Source organism: Bacteroides rodentium JCM 16496, assembly GCF_000614125.1.
In the GTDB taxonomy this organism is placed as follows: Bacteria; Bacteroidota; Bacteroidia; order Bacteroidales; family Bacteroidaceae; genus Bacteroides; species Bacteroides rodentium.
In genome coordinates, this window is record NZ_BAKJ01000025.1 from 1 (window position 1) to 19,329 (window position 19,329).

A 19,329-nucleotide genomic window follows, 5' to 3' on the forward strand; every position below is an offset into this window, starting at 1 on the left:
TCCCCTTCTTTTCAGGAACTCGGTGGGACTCTCCCCAAACTGTTCCTTATAGCATTTCGTGAAATAGGAAGGTGACGAAAAGCCCACTTCATAGGCAATCTCCGCTACCGTCATGTCAGAGGAGGCAAGCAGTGAGGCGGCCTTTTTCAACCTCATCTGGCGCAACAGCTCATTCGGCGAATAGTTGGTCAGCGATTTCAGCTTACGGTAAAGCTGCACACGGCTCATACCCATATTCCGTCCCAAATCCTCCACATTGAGTTCCGCATCTTTCATCCTCTCCTCGACAAGCGACTTGAAGCGGGAGACGAAACCTTTATCCAAATCACTGATGCTTTCCTTCTCGATAGTCTGGTTATCTCCGAAGAACTGCCTCAACTGGCGGCGGTTTGCAATGAGATTGCGGACACGAGACAAGAGCAGTTGCGAATTGAACGGCTTGGAAATATAAGAATCGGCACCGCGTCATAGCCCTGGATACGCTGTTCGTCCAGCGAGCAGGCCGTCAGCAGAATCACCGGGATATGGCATGTCTGCAACTCCCCCTTCAAGCGGCGGCAGCATTCCACACCATCCATACCGGGCATCATTACATCCGAGATAATCACATCCGGCACATACCTCATGGCCAGCCTGATACCCTCTGCCCCGTCCGCCGCATCCAATACACGGAATTCGTTCGACAACAGCGACTTCACATAGCTGCGGATATCCGCATTATCGTCAATTACCAGCACAGTAGGACAATCGGCCTCAACCACCTCTTCGCCCGCCTTCACTTCCGTATCTATCAGGGTGGAAGACACATCCTGCTCTTCGGCAGGCAACGTCACTATGGTGGGATGGTACTGCGAAACATCCTGCTGCGGGAAAGTAACGGTGAAAGTAGTGCCTTTCTCGTCACTGCGTGCCGTAATGTTACCGCCATGCATCTCTACAAAGGCACGTACCAGCGCCAGTCCGATACCGGTACCGGCCTGATGCCCGTCCACTTGATAGAAGCGCTCGAAGATGGCTTCCACATCGGTCGAAGAAATGTAGCTGCCGGAATTGAAGACGGACAGACTGTAGTTCTGTTCCGACTTTAACAACCGTACGGTGATTTTCCCGTTCTCCGGCGTATATTTCACGGCATTGGAGAAGAGATTGAAGTAAATGCGCTCCATCTTCTCCGCATCCGCCATCATCCGGAAGTCCGTATCGGGAGATGCCTCAAAGCTGAAAGCAATATGTTTCTTCAGCAACGCCATGCGGAAAGAGTCGTTCCAGCCCCGGAAGCTGTCGAGCAAATCAAAAGGTTCGAGATGAAGCTCCATGCGCCCGTTCTCCACTTTCCGGAAATCAAGTATCTGGTTAACCAGGCGAAGCAGGATATGTACATTCTTTTTCATCAGCTCGAGGAGCTGGCGCGGCTGTCCGTCGAGGGTGCGGTTGGCAAGAAGCTGCTCTATGGGATCGGCTATCAGCGTCAATGGAGTACGGAAATCGTGCGAAACATTCGTGAAGAACACCAGCTTGGCATGCGTAGCCTCCTCCAGTTCATGGGAAAGCTGTTCCAACTGCGACTTCTGTACTTCCAACAGTTCCTTCTGCTGTATCAACTGGGTTTTCTGTTCCTCCAGTTTCTTTTTCTGCATGGACAGCTCACGGTTCAACCGGTTCTTGGCACGCAAGGAGAGGTAGACAGCCACCAACAAGCCGACCAGCAACAATAGTGCGGACAGACTGCCGTACAAGACAACCTGCTGCGTGGCATAACTGGCTAAATACTGGTTTATCTTTCCGTTCAGGGTTTCTATCTTTCCATCCAGGGTGCCGATGTGGGCGGTCTGCATCTTCATGATGAGAGCATTGTCGCGGTCGACGACGGAAGTGCCCAGGATAGTTTCACGGGGGAAATCACGCTTGTTCAGGATATCCATGGCAATCTGCATCACGCGGTCGCCACCGGTAGGATATATAAACGTGGCATCCAGTTCGCCGGCAAGCACTTTCTCCACTCCGTAGTCTTTGCCGGGCAGAGCGTCTATGCCGATGAACCGCATTTCCTTCTCCCGCCCCTTACGGGCAGCGGCAGCATAGGCTCCGGCCGCCATACGGTCATTCTGCGCATACACCAGATCGATATGCGGAAAGCGGCTCAGCAGGGTATCCATTTTCTCTCCGGCCTTGAGTTGCAACCAGGCACCGTCTTCAGCGGCCAGCAACCGGATATCGGGATAAGCGGATATAGCCTTTACAAATCCTTGATGACGGTCTACGGCAGGTGTGGAGCCCACCAAACCGGAGATTTCCACTACATCTCCCTGTCTGTGCAGCACATTGGCCACATACTCTCCCACAGCTTTCCCTATCTCGTAGTTGTCTGCACCGACATAGGCCGTGTATTTGTCCGAAAGGATTTTACGGTCCACTACAATCACCGGAATGCCCCGGTTGTATGCCTCCTCCACAACCGGGGTTATCGGAGTGGCTTCATTAGGGGCCACAATCAGCAGGTCCACCCCTTCGGCTATCAGTTCACGAATGTCTTTTGCCTGACGGTCATTATCGTCGACGGCAGTACGGATGTCCACCTCCACATCTTCGTAGAAATGGGCTTCACGGAGTATCTCACTGTTCATCTGGCGCCGCCATTCATCCTCGCTACATTGGGAAACGCCGATACGGAAACGTGCCTCGCGCCGGGAGCAGGCAACCGCCACTCCCCAAAGCACGAGCAAAAAGAATAAAATCCGAAGGTTATGTTGTCTCATCTTCACTTTCCTCTCATTTAAGATTGCAGATGAGCAAAGATAGCGAAAAATGTGAAAAGAATAAGAAAAATCTATGCCAGCCTTTCTTTCAAGGCGTCCGGCAATTCCGGCATGGCACCGCTCTGGGTACACACATAGGCAGAGACTTCCACCGCCAATTTATGGGCATCGGGCACCTGCTTCCCACTGAGAATGGCAGCAGTGAAGGCTGCCGTGAACGAGTCACCGGCTCCAACGGTATCTGCCACCGGCACCTTGGGTGTCTCCTGGAAGGAAACCACTCCCGGAGTGAACACATAGCTTCCGTTCGTGCCACAAGTCAAGATAAGCATCTTCAGGTTATACTTGGCCAGCAGAATCCAGCATTTGTCCTGCAAGTCGATGCCCGGGTAACCGAAAATACGGCTGATGGTCACCAGCTCCTCATCGTTTATCTTGAGGATGTTGCAGCGGCGCATGGATTCGCAGAGTATCTCTTTGGTATAGAACCCCTGGCGGAGATTGATGTCGAATATCTTCAGCTGCCCCTCCGCATCGGGCATCGTGTCGAGAAAACGGTTGATGGTGATGCGGCTTGTTTCGCTGCGTTGCGCCAAAGAGCCGAAACATACGGCACGCGTGTTCAGTGCCAGACGCTTCAGTTCGTCGGTAAAGGGAATGTTGTCCCAGGCCACGCCTTCTTTTATCTCATAGCACGGCACGCCCACGGCATCGAGCGTCACCTGCACCGTTCCCGTGGGGTAAGGCACGCGCTCAATCTGCGTGCGCAGCCCCTTCCGGGCGAACACATCCAGAATCTCGTCCCCATCCGCATCGGCACCTACGGCACTGACCACACGGCTGTCGAAACCAAACTGCGATGCATGGTAAGCAAAGTTTGCCGGAGCACCGCCTATCTTCTTTCCTTCGGGGAGGCAGTCCCACAGAGCCTCGCCCATACCTACTATTATCTTATTCATAATATTATATTGTTTAATGAATGATATATTTTATTCACGGCAAACTCAATGTCCTACCCACTGCAAACCTAATAAAAAAGTTCCTAACTATAGAATGAAAAGTTGCCAATTATCTATTAAAAAGTCTCTAAGAACTAAGGATTATCTCTATCCCAAGGCTTGGGATAGACATCCGCAACCTTGGGACAGATATCCGCAGCCTTGGGATATGTGTCCGCAGCCTGCGAACAAAGATTACCGCTTCATACGCAGCATATAGAAGAACAAGTACACTACCCCTACCGTCATCACAGCCACGGCACCGCTTTGTCCTACAGCATCACTTGCCAAGCCCATTGCTATCGGAAATACCGTACCGCCGAAGAGCCCCATAATCATCAAACCGGAAACCTCGTTCTTCTTTTGTGGCATAGCAAGCAACGCCTGAGAGAAGATAACCGGAAAGATGTTCGAATTGCCGAAACCGATAAGGCAATGCAGATGTATATCATTGCCTTTTCATGGAAAACGAACAACCCTACCATCGCAGCCAACATACATAACACGCTGATGCCGAAGAAGGTTCGGGGAGCCATCTTCTGAAGGATGAAGGCTCCGAGAAAGCAACCCGCCGTGCGGAAGATGAAGTAAAGGCTGGTGGCAAAGCCGGCATCGGCCAGCGTCATGCCCAGACGCTCCATCAGGATTTTGGGCGCTGTGGTATTCGTACCTACATCAATGCCCACATGGCACATGATGCCCAGGAAGCAGAGAAAGATAAACGGCTTGCCCAGCAGAGCGAGGCACTCCCCGAAGGTGGAAGGGCGTCCCTCTTCCTTTTCCTCGCGGATGGAAGTACCGCTCAGCCAGAGAATGGCAATCACCGCAATGACCATATAGACCGGGAACAGCACCCTCCAGCCCATGCCCAGAGACGGAATGGCCTGCGTAGCTCCCCACATGGCGATGTATGGAGCCAGAAACGAAGCAATGGCTTTTACAAACTGTCCGAAGGTGAGCGAACTTGCCAGCCGCTCGCCGCTTACGATATTGGAAAGCAGCGGGTTGAGCGACGTTTGCATCAGCGCATTGCCGATGCCCAGCAATGAGAACGAGAGCAGCATCAGCACATAGCCGTCTCCGAAAACCGGGAGAAGCAAAGAGGCAAACGTGATGACAAGGCTGAGAAGCACCGTCTTCTTGCGTCCGATGCGGTTCATCAGCATACCCGTAGGTACGGAGAAGATGAGGAACCAGAAGAACACCAGAGACGGGAATATGTTGGCTTGCGAGTCGGTCAGGTTCAAGTCGGCCTTCACGTAGTTGGAGGCGATGCCCACCAAATCCACAAAGCCCATGGCGAAGAAACAAAGCATGACCGGAAAGAGCTTTGCCAAAGAAGAATTCTTAGTATTTTTCATGCTGAAGATTATTATCTGTTATTTTAATCCGAGTTTGTACACAGTAAACGAGGTGACATTGCAGCTTCCACCTTTAGCATAGAAACTGATACGGTTGTAAGGTTCCGACGGGAATACAAGATTTGTCATGGCAAAACGTCCGTCGTTGCCAAACGCTTCAATGCTCGACTTGTCTACGAACAAGCGGAGTTTCATTTCATTGCCACCCCCGACAGGAGCCACGGTCACTGCAGGGAAGTCCTTGCTGAACGACACCTCACCACTCTTGGTACGGTCCATGGTGAACGTCTTTTCCGCCAGGTTATAGTACATCTCCACCTCCTCGCCTTTCGAGTTAAAGAGCTGGAATCCTATCACATCCGCATCCTTATTCTTAATAGTCATTTCGATTTCATACGTTCCGGAATTGTCATTCAGCAGTTTGTCCAGATTATACGTGCGGTCTACCTTGAAAGCACGCTTCTTGCTGCCTTTATCCCTCAGTTTCAGCAATTCGGGAGACGGGGTTACCTTTACATAGGTTTCACCCTCCGAGGTATAGAGCGAAAGGTCACGCGGCACGGAGTTGGCACTACGGTATTGACGGGTGGGCACATCATTGGCATATTGCCAGTTGCTCATCCATGCCAATGCAATGGCACGTCCTGCAGGAGCATTGCTCCAAGTGACAGTTGCATAATGGTCTTTTCCCCAGTCCATCCATTTCGTCACTGCGGGAGACTCGTTCACGAATTTCTTACCGTCAAATGTCCCTACGAAATATTGTGTGGCAGAGCCACCGAACGGTCCGCCCGGATTGAGGTTACAGACGAGTACCCACTTCTTCAGTTCCGTACCTTCAACCGGCAGTTCAAGCAGGTCGGGACACTCCCAGACTCCGCCGTGAGCACCTTGTCCTTCACCGAATTTGCTCTCCAGCGTCCAGTTCTTCAGGTCGGCAGAAGAGTATATCTCCATTTCCTGCCCTACGGCAAGAACCATGATCCATTTCTTGGTATCTTCGTGCCAGATGACTTTAGGGTCACGGAAGTCGCGCTGCGTGGAAGTCAGGATGGGATTTCGCGCATACTTCTTGAAGGTTTTTCCGTTGTCAAGGCTATAGGCCATGCTCTGCACTTGGCGGTCGCTTGCCGATGTATAGAAGGCAATGACGGCACCGGCACCGAACCCGGCCGTATTATCCTTGTCGACAACACAAGAGCCACTGAAAATTGTTCCCAACGCATCGGGCGAAATGGCATCTCCGTGATGCTCCCAAGTGACGAGGTCCGTACTGGTGGCATGTCCCCAATGCATGTTCCCCCACATGGAGCCGTAGGGATTATGCTGGTAGAACAAATGGTAGACCCCGTCTTTGTAGAACATTCCGTTAGGATCATTCATCCAACCGTAAGCCGGGCTGAAATGATACACCGGACGGAATTTCTCCCGGTTCGAAACATCGAATTCATCCGACAGTTTCATTTCTTCCCAGCATAAGGCCGAATCCGGAATAAGCTGGAAGTTGAAAGAGAGATGTTTATTATCGAAGCCGGTCAAATCGACCGGAACAAAATAGTCAACCTTATTGACTGCCAATCGCACGTTCATACTGCGTACAACATCATTGTCCGCTATCATATACAATTTTGCCTCCGGAGAAGCCTCTTCCACCGGCAGCAGCAAAAACTTCTTCTGCTCGTCAATTTGGACGATACTCTGTCCGTCACCCAGATGTTTAATCACGAAAGGAGGATTTATGGCCTGGCATGTGAAGACAGCCACGGTAGTTCCTAATATAAATACGGTAAGCGTCCTTCTGATTGTCCGCCAAAAGTCTTTTAAATGAATCATGTTTCTGTTGGTATTAAATTAATTATGTTTTTCTACCATGCAAAGATACGCCACCAAGCAGCAGGAGGCTATCTTTTTTGTTTCAAAGCATACTACAAATGTTACATTCAGTCTAAAATAATACAAATTAAATTCCTCATCTCCATATTGATTTAAGCATCCAGCATCCAACTCCATCTTCGTCCCCTTCTTCTGCGCAAAAAGTTCGATACCGGTTTGAGCCTCGCCCGGATAGGTTAATAATGTGAATACATCCTTCCCGTCATTGGCAAAGATTTCAATACTCGATTTGTCTACAAATATATGCAAACGTATCTTATTATCTACCGGTTCCACCCTGGTATATGCCATACGGCTGAATTTAGGAATCTGCACATCGGAGCAATGGGTGCGGTCAATCACCAGATTATGTGAATCCGTATCATAGCTGACCACCACTTTGCGCCCTTCACCCACACACAAATTCAAGCCAAAGGTGTTGGATACGTCAGTAGAAAACGAAGCATCGAGTTCGTAGACATTCTCATCGGGAACAAAGCCGGGTAACCTCTGTGTCCCCACCGATAAAGCACGTTTCACCGATGCAGGCTTATAGCGAAGTGTTTGCAACTGTTCCACCGGCTTCTGCACCAGCCTCACGCCTTCCTTGTATGTCTTCAGTTCCAGGTTGCGGGGAATAGACCAAAAGCCCTTCCCATACTTCGATGGAGCTACCGGTGCATAGTCCCAGGTTGCAACCCAGCCCATCGAAATTTTGGAATCCAACGTTCCGTCAAAATCCTGAAATGTACGGGATGCATAAAAGTCCAGCCCTTTGTCCACATATAGAGGCTCTGCAGGATGGTTATCCATCAGCTTAAAAGAAGTGCCGTCGAAGTCTCCTATAAAGTATTGTTCTTGCGCCCAGTTTACAGATACGACCATCACCCACCTTTTCTTGTCAGAATCCCCGTCAACCGACAACTGGAATAAATCCGGGCACTCCCAAGACTTTTCACTGTCACCGGCAGGGCCGAAATCACTGGTCCAAGTCCAGTTCTTCAAATCAGGAGAGGTATAAAACTTGATTTTCTTCTCCAGGGCCTTGGCTACAACCATCACCCATTTTTGAGTCGCTCGTGCCAGAAGACGGTAGGGTCCCTGAATTCCGTACTCCAAAGGTCCAGAACCGGGTTACCTTCGTAATAATGAAATGTCTTTCCGTCATGACTGAAAGAGATGCCCTGCGCTTGTTTCTTGGAGTCCTTCTCAAAAACGGTGTAAGCCGCCACATAAGCACCCTTGCCGAAACCGGCAGTGTTGTTCTTGTCTATGACTGCAGAACCGGTGAAGTAACTGATATTGTCATCCGCTCCGGTCATGGCATAAGGGGTTATCTGTTGGTAATGTACCAAATCTGTAGATTCGACTTTGCCCCACCAGTACATATGATATTTACCCTGATAGTACATGAATCCCGAGGGGTCACCAATCCATCCCTTCTCCGGACTGAAATGATACTGAGGACGATAAGGCTCTTTGTATAAACTGTCTGAATTCATTTGTGCACCGGCAGACAATGTTCCTGCCACTAAAAGTGCACCCAATATAGTAGGTATCTTCATTTTCTGTATTTTCATTAAAAGTTCATCTTTACCCTTGCATCTTTCAGTCTCCAAACTTCGGCAGCAACTTCCGTTGTATTTCCATCAGAGAATAGTTCCAATAGCGTACTGTTTTCTTTCAGAGGAAAGATTCTTGTAGTGAATGCATCCTCATCATTAATAAATCCTTCCACCACAGAACCGTCTATAAATAGACGAATCTCCACCGGCTTGGTTGTATCCAACCGATACCAGTCCTTGCGGAGCTTCAAAGGAATGTGTGCACGCAAGGAAGAATGCGTCTGGTCCACAATAAGTTCCTCCTTTTCCACATCATAATAAATCAGGCTATATTCGCTATTATCCGGATTCTTACACAATGTAAATCCAAACCGTTTTGCGTCACCGGGATAAAAAGTCGCCTTGACTTCAAGCTGATGTTCCCTTCTGCTCACAATGTGCGGTTTCGCAGCAGTCAATGCCTGCCTGGAATAAACCGTGGATTGTTCACGCAATTGTTTCATTACGGGATGGGGTGTTTGACATAGTTTTCCATCTTTCAGCTGCCATCTTCTGGGCATACTATAGAGATGCGCCCATCCTTGTTCATAAGTGGCCTCCCCTCCTATTTCATCGGGTATAATGGCAATGGCAGCGACATCCCCTTCCGGAGTCTCCACAACAGAGGGGGACAGCAAGCGGTTGATGACCTCTAGATTTTGAGGAACCGGATTGTCCGGTATAAACTTTTCATTCTTGAAATCTCCTATCCAATACTGGCAACGCGCAGGTATGCCTTTATGAGGAACCCTATTCACCAAAAGAACATACTTGCCGCCCATCTTCTTAAAGACCGGCATTTCCCAGAAAATACCGGAGTCATCCACTTCCGGATTGCCCTCAAACAGCAAATGTACAAAATCCCATTTCTTCAAGTCTGCCGATTTATAAAGCAGCAAAGCCCCGTGGGGTGTATCGGTCTGCTCAATGCCGAAACCGATAATCATATACCAGACATCACCCTCTTTCCAGACATACTGGTCACGCATGTCCGTACGGGTATATCCGGCAGGCTTCTCGGCAATAACCGGATTACCCGCATATTTCTCCCATTCTATCAACGCAGTATCTTTTGGAAAAGCAATACCCACTCCCATCTTGTCTCCACCGGCTGTGTATATCAGCTGGGGGATACCGTCATCATTGATAACAGCATGCCCGGACCATATTCCATTCTTGTCATAAGCAGCATCAGGAGTCAAAGCCGGCTTTTCCTCCGTCCAATGAAGCATATCGGGACTGCTGAAATGTCCCCAATTTATCTGTCCCAGGAAGATTGCAGAAGCATTCTTCTGATTGAATATATGATATTTACCTTTATAAAGAAGTAAACCATGCGTCTCATTCGTCCAGTTGGCAGCCGGCAACAGATGATAGCGGGGACGGTTGAAGTCCTTCGCAAAACGGGTTTCCGGAATAGCCAAAACCGGAGTCTTCTTCAATCCTAAGGCAATCTCGTCTCTCCATGCAGACGAATCATCGGAAAAGGGAGTGAGGCTTATTCCGTCAATCAACCCGTTTATAGCCGTAACATCGTACATCCAAACCTTCTTTTCCCTGAAATCCTTACCTACCCGAAGTATCATTTCACCATCCTGCAAGTTCCGGGGCCATACCTCTGCACTCACCCTCTGCCCATTCAGGCAAACCGATTCATTACTCAAATCAAGGACCACATGCAGCCACTTGAAACGGTCGACTTTTGTCTTTAATGAACAGTAAGAGTATGAGCCATTCTGCCCCATTCCCAACAGCAGCTCACCATAACGGTCTACACATACCGCTACAGATGTTCCTGCCATGTCTCTGATTCCCATAAAGGCAGCAGTATCCGTCGGATAAGATTCCAGAGCAAACCATCCGGACAACGACGAAACATCTCCTTCCGTGGTTGTATCCATCCAAGTGGAATACCCGTCTGTACGAAGGGCTTTACCTTCGACTCCGGTAACAAATTCCGGTATTTCCTTTATAGTGTACAAATTCAACAATGACTTGCCGTCACTGGAAAGTAAGGGGTCCTGCCCGTCAAACGACCATGTTTTTTGAGCAAAAGCTGCATTCAAAGAAAGCAATAGACAGCCCAATATAGAATAGGCAAAGTGTTTCATAATAAAAGATTGTTTAAAGGAAGAGGGGGAAACAAACGTTTCCCCTCCCTTGCGTTTTCATTTCAAAATATAATTAGTTGAACGGAGCATAACCGGGATTCTGTACATACTTGCCTCCAGAAAATCCGTATTGATTGTTCGGAACCGGATAATACTCATCCTTTCCACCCGTAAAGTGCGCATTGGCATAATAAATGCGATTGTCTGACTCCGCGGTAATGTACTTGTTCATGGTTGTTTCCACTATGCCCCAACGGACCAGGTCGAAGAAACGTTCACCTTCCAAAGCCTTCTCCAGACGTGTTTCCCAACGGAGGGCCTGACGGGCATAATCCTGATTCCAGACATCAGCAGGATAAGGATTGACAAGGTAGTTGGCCGCATATTTGGAATGGTCGTTGAAATCCTTTACATAGGCACTGTTCCGGGCACGATTGCGTATCTGATTAATCAAATCACGGGCAGTTTCGAGTCCATCGCCTTCATTGAGTTCAATAAGAGCCTCAGCTTTCCAAAGAAGAATATCTGCGTAACGTATAATCTGCCAGTTCAACTGTGAAGCCCCCCAAGGCCAGCCATTAAACATATCACTACTTTCCGGAGAAACCCAGAAGCGCTTCGCGCAATTATAGCCATAAGTTTCCTTATCACGCACCCATCCCTCACATGGCTTGTCTGGGTAAGTTTTCCAAGTTATAGTAGGACGGCCCACAACAAAATCGAGACGCGGGTCTACATTGGGAGTCGTGTTTTGTAAAGTATAAACCCCATTGTTCAATACCGCCCAACTATAATCAGACTTTGACTGATAATTAAAATCGGGCAGACCGTTTGCATCTGTCTGATAAGCATTAATCAGGTCTTGGCTGGGCAGGAAGAAACCGTCACCTCCGTAAGGGCTGCCTCCACCCGGAGAATTCAACAGATTGCTCCAGTTGATGCGGCCGGCACTTTCGGTACCGTCATTCATGGAATATTGAATGGCAAAAACAGACTCTTTACCGTTTTCATTAGCTACTAAATCCAATCCCTGGAAATCGTCAAGCAAACCGTAACGGTTGCTGGCAGTCACTTGGTCGCAAAGCGAAACGACTTCCCTCAGCAGCTCTTTATTGATGGAAGTTACGGCATGCGTAGTCTCATCTTGCTGATACGCTTGGTACAGCTTGATTTTAGCCGCATAGGCCAGTGCTATATATTTATGAATACGCCCTACCTCCGACTGTGATGCAGGAAGCAGTTCGGCGGCATCAAGCATCTCCTTGGCCAGCATACTCAGAATCTCGTCACGGGTAAACTCATTGTTCGGAATATCCGGATATTGGGAAATCTCAACGTTCTCATCAAAATAAGGTATCTTGTTGAAAAGGCGGCTCAATTCAAAGTAATAATGGGCACGAAGCACTTTCATCTCCGCAATACGGGATACACGTCCGTTCACCTGCTCATCTGTTGCAGCATTCAGAACGCGCAATGCAGAGTTACAACGCTGTACACTGCAATATAGATGGTACCACTTGCTGTCCAGAAATCCATTGGTTGCATCCATATCAAATGTCTCCATACGGTGCACTTCATTAAGGTCACCAACACCACCACCGCCTTTATAGGCATTATCCGAACGTACCTCACCATAGGTCCAATTGGAAGTAGGATGACACCATACACTCCAGCTCTGTCCTTCGGGACCACCCAAAGCTGCATACGCGGCATTCACCAAAAGGTCGGCACCTTCTGTAGAAGTCATAATATCTTCATTCAAGCTACCCTGGGGCTTCAAATCCAGGAAACGGTCTTCATTACAGCTTGCAGTCATCAGCGCTACTACGCCAAGCATATATAAATGTTTCAATTTCATGATAGTATAGTTTTAAAGTTTAGAAACCAAATGATAATCCCAAAGAGAACGTACGGGGCAACGGATAAGGATAACCCAGACCTTCAGGGTCGGCACCTGTATAACCGGTAATCGTAAACAAATTCTGAGCCTGGAAATAAATGCGCGCATGACGCATCTTCATCTTGTCGAGAACTGCTTTAGGAAGCGTGTAACCCAATGTCAGACTTTTCAGCTTGATATACGAACCATTTTCAATATAGAACTCAGATACTTCGTGCTCATTGTTGCTGTTAAGAGTGGTCAAAGCAGGTACACTGCTATTGTAAACACCCGTCTTTTCAAAGTTCTCGTAAGCATGCATGGCATCGAGCAGGCGGGTAGAGTGATTACCGGTCCAGCATTGGAATAAATCCGTATAATATTTGGAGTTGTTATAGGCATCACGAATCATACCGTTGAAGAACATGCTGAGGTCAAAGCCTTTCCAAGATGCCCCAAGATTCAGACCTGCAATCACTTTCGGATTGTCAGAACCCAACCATACACGGTCGTTCGTATCAATCGTACCGTTACCATCAGCATCCACGTATTTGATACGTCCTACTCCGGGAGCGCCAAACTGTACATTATATTTGGATTTATACTCATCCACCTCCTGCTGGGTACGGAACACTCCATCTGTCTTGAAGCCCATCCATGAACCGAACGGTTGGCCAACCAAAGTCTTGTCAACCCCATTACCGCCACCATAAGTATAGTAAATTTCTTCCGTCAGCTCTGTCACTTCATTTTTGTAATATGAAAGGTTGAATGCTACATTATACTGGAAATCCTTTACCTTATCATTCCAGGTCAGTGCCATCTCGAAACCTTTATTGTTCATCGTACCACCATTATACCAGCAGTAACCACCCTCGCCAATGACAGCGATATACGGTTTCTCCACAAGCATATCACTTGTCTTCTTATCAAAATAATCGAGAGAAGCACTCAGACGTCCGTTCAGGAAAGCGGCGTCCACACCGATATTGAGCTGTCTTGTACTCTCCCACTTCAAATCGGGATTGGTAGACCTCACTTTGTAACCACCGGGAGCCAAAGTCGTTCCATCACCGTTCATGTTGTAGCTTGCATCCTTCAGACTAATCAAGTATTTTGTATAGGGAGCCTCATTATCAATAATATCGTTACCATTGACACCCCATGAAGCACGTAGTTTCAAATCAGCCAACCAATCCCTGGTCGCTTCCATAAACTTCTCACTTGAAATGCGCCAGCCTGCCGACACTGAAGGGAAGTAATCCACATTATTACCCTTTGCCAAGCGGGAAGAAGCATCACGCGCACCGTAACAGAGGCCAAATACCGTCCTTCATAATCATAGTTCACTTTACCAAAGTAAGACACCATGCCATAATTGGAAGCACCGGCACCTACATTCTTACCGGCAGTCACACCGTCGAGATAAATATAATCTTCATCTTCTACAGCCAGTCCCGTACCATAACCGAACATGGATTCCGAATGGTTCTTCTTGGCTTCTGTACCAAGAAGTGCAGTCAGATTGTTCTTTCCAAAAGCTTTGCTATAAGTCACGGTATTGGTCCATACCCAATCCAGTCTTTTGTTGGATGATTGAGTCAGCTTATTGACCTCATCGCGTGCCCATGCCGGCTCAAAAGTTTTGTTGGTTTCATCATAATAATTCATACCGAAATTGGTTTTCAGCACCAGGTTCTTAATCGGTTCAATTTCAAGGAATGCATTACCAAAGATACGCCAGTAATCATGTTTGTTCTGTTTTTCATTCTCCAACAAACGTGCCATATTGGGGGCATCACCCAAAACATCATTGATGGCATCGTTATAATTGCCATTCTCATCATAAACCGTCTTGGCAGGATGCTGTTTGATGGCATTCTCATCTACACCGGCCGGACTGAGGGTCTGTGTCCAACGATTGATGGCAACGTTCTCGCCGATACGCAAGCGATTGTCAAGATAATGATAGTTAGAACTGATGCGGGTATTGATACGCTGGAAATTCGTATTCTCTACCAGACCGTCATGGTCGAGATAGTTCAACGCTAACGAGAAGGCACCATTGTCAGAGCCCTTTGAAAGTGTCGCACTATAATTCTGCATCAAGCAGTGCGATAAACCACATCGCGCCAATCCGTATCAACGGCATGTACTTTAGCTCCATTCAGGCCGATATAGTCTTGAAGTTGGGGAGTTGCACCATTACCATATATTTCGCTGCTTGGCGTAGCTCCATTATTGGCATACTTATAAGCCGACCAATAAACCTGGCCCCACTCATCTGCATTCAACATATCAAAGCCACATTGATAGTCTGCAAAGTCAACGACATATCAAAATCCACACGGGTCTCCCCTTTCTTGGCACGTTTGGTAGTAATGATAATCACACCATTGGCAGCCTGTGCACCATAAATAGAAGCGGAAGCGGCATCCTTCAATACCTGAATGGATTCTACATCATTGGAAGAAAGGATAGACGAGATGTTCTCACGGGTCATCACACCGTCAATGACATAAAGCGGGGAATTGGCATCATTTCGGAAAGATGACTTACCACGGACCAATGTAGAAGTATTTCCACCGCCCGGTGTGCCGTCAGTCGTAATGTTCATACCGGCAACACGTCCCTGCAAGCTCGACAACACATTTCCCGTAGGAATATCTGCTACATCCTTCATCTTGACCACAGCCACCGAACCAGTCAAACTGGCCTTCTTCTCGGACATATAGCCGGTCACTACTACTTCATCAATCAACTGGGAATCTTCCGTCAACTCAATGCGTAAAGTGGGCTGTGCCTTTACTGTAACGGCTTTATATCCTATATAGGATACAGACAATGTGGCACCGGAAGCTACAGACAGAGTGAAATTTCCGTCAATATCCGTAATTGTTCCATTACTGTTGGAACCTACCTCCATGACAGAAGCACCGATAATGGATTCACCACTCGATTTTTCAACGACAGTACCTTTTACCTGGACTTGCTGGGCAAAGGAATAGATGCCCGCAAAGAGAAGCACAATTAGTGTGCAAAGCCTGAGACTAATGCTTTTCAACATATCTATTAATTTAAAGTTAATAATAAACCAATTCTGCAATTGAGTTTTGTGTCAGCAAAATTAAGCGAAACCAGGATTTGCACCTATAACAAATGTTACGAAAGGTGGTATTTTTGATACATCCCCTTTCTAAAGGTATTCTACGCGTGTTTTTTGCTAAATAAACTTTAGCTTTAGCAGCAAATTAATAGAAAAGAATGAAAACAATATGGGAGCAGATGCTAATTGCACCAGCTCTCATAGTATACTCTCTCAGAATCAAAAACGAAAAGCAAACTGTTCCGCACACCGGTATCCTTCTTCATAAAGCTCCGTCAGCTTCTTGATGTCACGCTCGATGCGGTCTACCACTACCGGCTTCTGTGGACGGATCACAACGATTTCCCCGGCGGCTTCCATCCGTTCCACCTGCTCCAACTGTTGATTATAGACAATGCTGCGGCGGTTGATGGCTTCACGCAATAGCGGATATTTCTTATATATAAAAGGTGGAACCTTCGTTCCCTGAATTTCCTTACGGTACCCATGATTGCGCGTCAACACCACCACATTATTGGTAAATCCATCCTGACGGACACGCATCAAAGGGATACTGTCCACAATACCTCCATCCAGCATCGGGATGTTGTCCACGTAGGTAATGGGACAGACAAACGGCAGACTGCTCGAAGCACGCACAATATCAATGACGCGCTCTTTACTCCGCTTCTCCTCAAAATAGTTCGCTTCGCCCGTCTCGCAGTTGGTAGTTACCATCACATAACGTTCGGGACAATGAAAGTATGCCTCGTAGTCGTAGGGAAGTATGTGTTCCGGAAACTCCTGGAACAACAAGTCGAAATCCATGATATTCCGCTTCTTCAACAGATACTTCAATCCGATGTAATTGTATTTTTCCAGCAAGTCGATATTGCTGTACTTGGCACGCCCGCGCTGACCGGACATATAAGAAAGTCCGTTGCAGGCTCCGGCACTGACGCCGATGGTATAGGGAAAGCGAATGCCACGATCCATAAAGCTGTCGAGCACACCGCAAGTGAAGACGCCGCGCATACCGCCGCCCTCCAAAACAAGACCGCTATGGTCGTCGATACGTATTATTTTCTCCATAAGTGTCAGAATTAACGCTTCAAAGATAGCTTTTGTTTACGATATTCTGCCTATATTTGCAGTTGCAACTATAAATCTATAACATTTTAATTATGATGAAGAAATCAATACTGATGGCTGCATTGGGTTTATTAAGTTTAAACACAATAGCACAAGACACTCCGAAAGAGGAAGGTTTCATTTTTACAACCGTAAAAGAAAATCCTATCACTTCTGTTAAGAACCAAAACCGTGCCGGTACATGCTGGTGCTATTCCGGACTGGCATTCATCGAATCCGAACTGCTCCGCATGGGCAAAGGCGAATACGACCTTTCTGAAATGTACATCGTGCACAACACTTATCTGGACCGTGCCGACAAGGCAGTGCGTACACATGGTGACGTTTCGTTCTCACAAGGCGGTTCGTTCTACGATGTAATTTATGGTATGAAGACTTTCGGTCTGGTGCCCGAAGAGGAAATGCGTCCAGGTGTCATGTATGGCGACACGCTGAGCAACCACACCGAATTGACAGCCGTATCTGATGCCGTAGTGGCAGCCATTGCCAAAGGCAGACACCGCAGCCTGCAAGCAGACAAGGACAAGAATCCGCTCTGGAAGAAGGCCATTACCGCTATCCACGACATCTATCTGGGCGAACGTCCCGAGAAGTTCACCTACAAAGGCAAGGAATACACTCCGAAGTCTTTCTATGAATCTACCGGACTGAATGCAGACGACTACATCTCACTGACCTCCTATACCCACCAGCCGTTCTACCAGCCGTTCATCCTCGAAATACAGGACAACTGGCGTTGGGCTTCTTCCTACAACCTGCCCATCGACGAGCTGATGCAGGTGTTCGACAATGCCATCAACAAGGGTTACACCATTGCATGGGGCAGCGACGTAAGCGAACAAGGCTTCACACGCGACGGTGTAGCCGTAATGCCCGACGCAGAAAAGGCGCAAGAACTGAGCGGTTCGGACATGGCACACTGGCTGAAAATGAAACCCGAAGAAAAGAAACTGAACAGCAAACCCCAACCGCAGAAGTGGTGCACACAAGAAGAGCGCCAGCTGGCATACGACAACTGGGAAACTACTGACGACCACGGTATGCTGATTTACGGTATAGCCAAAGACCAGGAAGGAAACGAATACTATATGGTAAAGAACTCTTGGGGTGAAGCCGGAAAGTACAAAGGACTGTGGTATGCTTCCAAAGCCTTCGTGCGCTATAAAACAATGAACATCATTGTGCACAAGGATACACTGCCTAAGGATATTGCCAAGAAGCTGGGCATCAAATAAGAGGAGAGCGCGAAAAGACTCGTAAGAGGGTGTCAAAAAACCTCTTAGCACTTTCTTCCAGGCGCGGATTACGCGGATTCCACGGATTTATTTTACTGAATCCGCGTTGTTCCGCGTAATCCGCGCCTAATATTATAACATTATGAAAGCGCTCATGTGCTTTCGGCACACCCTCTTATTTTTTAATTGACAATTCATAATTATTCATAATTCAAAAAAACTCTGTGCGCCTCAGTGCCCTCTGTGGTGAAATTCCAGATTGCTGCCGGAGAAGGCGTTGGCACAGCCCGAATACGGTCTGACCTGCTTGAATGGCTGAAGAAATGCGGAACCAAATTTAAACAGTCCTTTCTAAGTTCCACACCCTTCACCTTTACAAGAAATCATCTGGCTGACAACGCTTTATGGTGAAAGACGTTTGAGCGGGAAGCGGACAGGATGACTGATGCTGAAGCTGAGGTCGGAAATTGCATTCCTCAACTTGACGACTGCAAACCTCGACTTGGTCATGTTGAAATTCTATATATTATGCGAATCGGCAGTTGAACCCTTGTCCAAGGCTGCCCTTCAGTGTTGCATGAGTAATCTTATCTCCGGCTTGCGGACATGTATCCCAAGGCTTGGTCTGTCCGTCCCAAGGTTTGGTTTTTCTATCCCAAGGCTTGGGATAGAACTTTCGTCCTGTTTTCAGACATTTTAGTATGGGTTCCCGGAACTTTTTTTATAGGATGCCGGCATCTTTTTTACCGGTATCCGACGATGCGGGATATGGTACGGCCCCGCAGACACTCATGTTCCCGACGGACCGTCATTCATTTAAAGGAGTTTCATGTATTTCTTCTCCAGACCGTTATTTTTCCATTTTCTCTAAAGAAAAAAACGGATTCTTTATCTTGCCGGTGTGAAAATCCTGAGATTTTTATGTACTTTTGTTAACTTAACAGATCATAACTATTATGAAACGACTACTCTATCTCCCTCTCTTCCTGCTCTTCTGCCTGCTTGCAACAAGATGCTCCGACGAATCCACCGCATCCCGCCGTTCCATACTCGATGCCGCCGAGCGCCTGCTGCCGACCGATGCCGACAGCGCTTCCCGGTTGCTGGCAGGCATCCCCCAGCCCGAAGAACTGGGCAACCGCGATTTTGCCCGGTGGTGCATGCTGTGCGGTCGTTCCACGAACTACACCCACGCGGATACCCTTTTCGTCCACCAATGGAAACGGGCACAGAAATGGATAGACAAGCACGGCTCGCCCGAAGAGCGTGCACAAGT

General features: G+C 47.9%; 9 protein-coding genes and 3 pseudogenes. 1 reads left to right on the forward strand and 11 read right to left on the reverse strand.

The annotated features are described in order from the left end of the window. From JCM16496_RS12040 to JCM16496_RS12080, 10 genes and pseudogenes are all read right to left on the reverse strand, one after another. A pseudogene (locus JCM16496_RS12040) lies at nucleotides 1-2,756 on the reverse strand (hybrid sensor histidine kinase/response regulator transcription factor); the annotation flags it as partial. Between the two features lie 71 nt (nucleotides 2,757-2,827). Next, nucleotides 2,828-3,715, reverse strand: coding sequence for a carbohydrate kinase family protein (locus JCM16496_RS12045; RefSeq protein ID WP_005835617.1), 888 nt, complete (start codon nucleotides 3,713-3,715; stop codon nucleotides 2,828-2,830). A gap of 234 nt (nucleotides 3,716-3,949) precedes the next feature. Further along, nucleotides 3,950-5,115: pseudogene (locus JCM16496_RS12050) on the reverse strand (MFS transporter). Nucleotides 5,116-5,133: 18 nt separating this feature from the next. Further along, complete coding sequence (locus tag JCM16496_RS12055; RefSeq protein ID WP_025834539.1) at nucleotides 5,134-6,948, reverse strand: glycoside hydrolase family 32 protein; 1,815 nt, start codon at nucleotides 6,946-6,948, stop codon at nucleotides 5,134-5,136. An 18-nt stretch (nucleotides 6,949-6,966) separates the two neighbouring features. Continuing rightward, a complete protein-coding gene (locus JCM16496_RS23775; protein ID WP_244440354.1) occupies nucleotides 6,967-8,046 on the reverse strand; it encodes a glycoside hydrolase family 32 protein in 1,080 nt (359 codons plus the stop codon). Continuing rightward, nucleotides 8,046-8,567, reverse strand: a complete 522-nt coding sequence (locus JCM16496_RS23780; RefSeq protein WP_244440347.1) for a glycoside hydrolase family protein — start codon at nucleotides 8,565-8,567, stop codon at nucleotides 8,046-8,048. Before JCM16496_RS23780 ends, JCM16496_RS23775 begins: the two co-directional genes overlap by 1 nt. Continuing rightward, the gene (locus JCM16496_RS12065; RefSeq protein WP_025834541.1) at nucleotides 8,567-10,702 is read right to left on the reverse strand and encodes a glycoside hydrolase family 32 protein; all 2,136 of its coding nucleotides are present in this window, start codon (nucleotides 10,700-10,702) and stop codon (nucleotides 8,567-8,569) included. Before JCM16496_RS12065 ends, JCM16496_RS23780 begins: the two co-directional genes overlap by 1 nt. Before the next feature lie 73 nt (nucleotides 10,703-10,775). Beyond that, the gene (locus tag JCM16496_RS12070) at nucleotides 10,776-12,560 is read right to left on the reverse strand and encodes a RagB/SusD family nutrient uptake outer membrane protein (RefSeq protein WP_016273168.1); all 1,785 of its coding nucleotides are present in this window, start codon (nucleotides 12,558-12,560) and stop codon (nucleotides 10,776-10,778) included. Between the two features lie 19 nt (nucleotides 12,561-12,579). After that, nucleotides 12,580-15,648 (reverse strand): annotated as a pseudogene (locus JCM16496_RS24935) (SusC/RagA family TonB-linked outer membrane protein). A 258-nt stretch (nucleotides 15,649-15,906) separates the two neighbouring features. After that, nucleotides 15,907-16,758, reverse strand: coding sequence for a patatin-like phospholipase family protein (locus tag JCM16496_RS12080; protein WP_025834544.1), 852 nt, complete (start codon nucleotides 16,756-16,758; stop codon nucleotides 15,907-15,909). A 95-nt stretch (nucleotides 16,759-16,853) separates the two neighbouring features. Here JCM16496_RS12080 and JCM16496_RS12085 point away from each other — a divergent pair, with 95 nt between their 5' ends. Next, nucleotides 16,854-18,053 (forward strand): C1 family peptidase, encoded by a 1,200-nt coding sequence (locus tag JCM16496_RS12085; protein WP_025834547.1) that lies wholly within the window; start codon nucleotides 16,854-16,856, stop codon nucleotides 18,051-18,053. A gap of 965 nt (nucleotides 18,054-19,018) precedes the next feature. On the opposite strand, the gene JCM16496_RS21865 is transcribed toward JCM16496_RS12085, so the two are convergent. Next, the gene (locus JCM16496_RS21865) at nucleotides 19,019-19,327 is read right to left on the reverse strand and encodes a hypothetical protein (RefSeq protein ID WP_128809574.1); all 309 of its coding nucleotides are present in this window, start codon (nucleotides 19,325-19,327) and stop codon (nucleotides 19,019-19,021) included. Nucleotides 19,328-19,329: the final 2 nt, after the last annotated feature.

Bases quoted from the DNA above. Each gene is read 5' to 3' on its own strand.
- JCM16496_RS12055 (WP_025834539.1), bottom strand. From the start codon at position 6,948: ATGATTCATTTAAAAGACTTTTGGCGGACAATCAGAAGGACGCTTACC.
- JCM16496_RS12085 (WP_025834547.1), top strand. From the start codon at position 16,854: ATGAAGAAATCAATACTGATGGCTGCATTGGGTTTATTAAGTTTAAAC.
- JCM16496_RS12045 (WP_005835617.1), bottom strand. From the start codon at position 3,715: ATGAATAAGATAATAGTAGGTATGGGCGAGGCTCTGTGGGACTGCCTC.
- JCM16496_RS23780 (WP_244440347.1), bottom strand. From the start codon at position 8,567: ATGAAAATACAGAAAATGAAGATACCTACTATATTGGGTGCACTTTTA.
- JCM16496_RS12070 (WP_016273168.1), bottom strand. From the start codon at position 12,560: ATGAAATTGAAACATTTATATATGCTTGGCGTAGTAGCGCTGATGACT.
- JCM16496_RS23775 (WP_244440354.1), bottom strand. From the start codon at position 8,046: ATGGTTGTAGCCAAGGCCCTGGAGAAGAAAATCAAGTTTTATACCTCT.
- JCM16496_RS12080 (WP_025834544.1), bottom strand. From the start codon at position 16,758: ATGGAGAAAATAATACGTATCGACGACCATAGCGGTCTTGTTTTGGAG.
- JCM16496_RS12065 (WP_025834541.1), bottom strand. From the start codon at position 10,702: ATGAAACACTTTGCCTATTCTATATTGGGCTGTCTATTGCTTTCTTTG.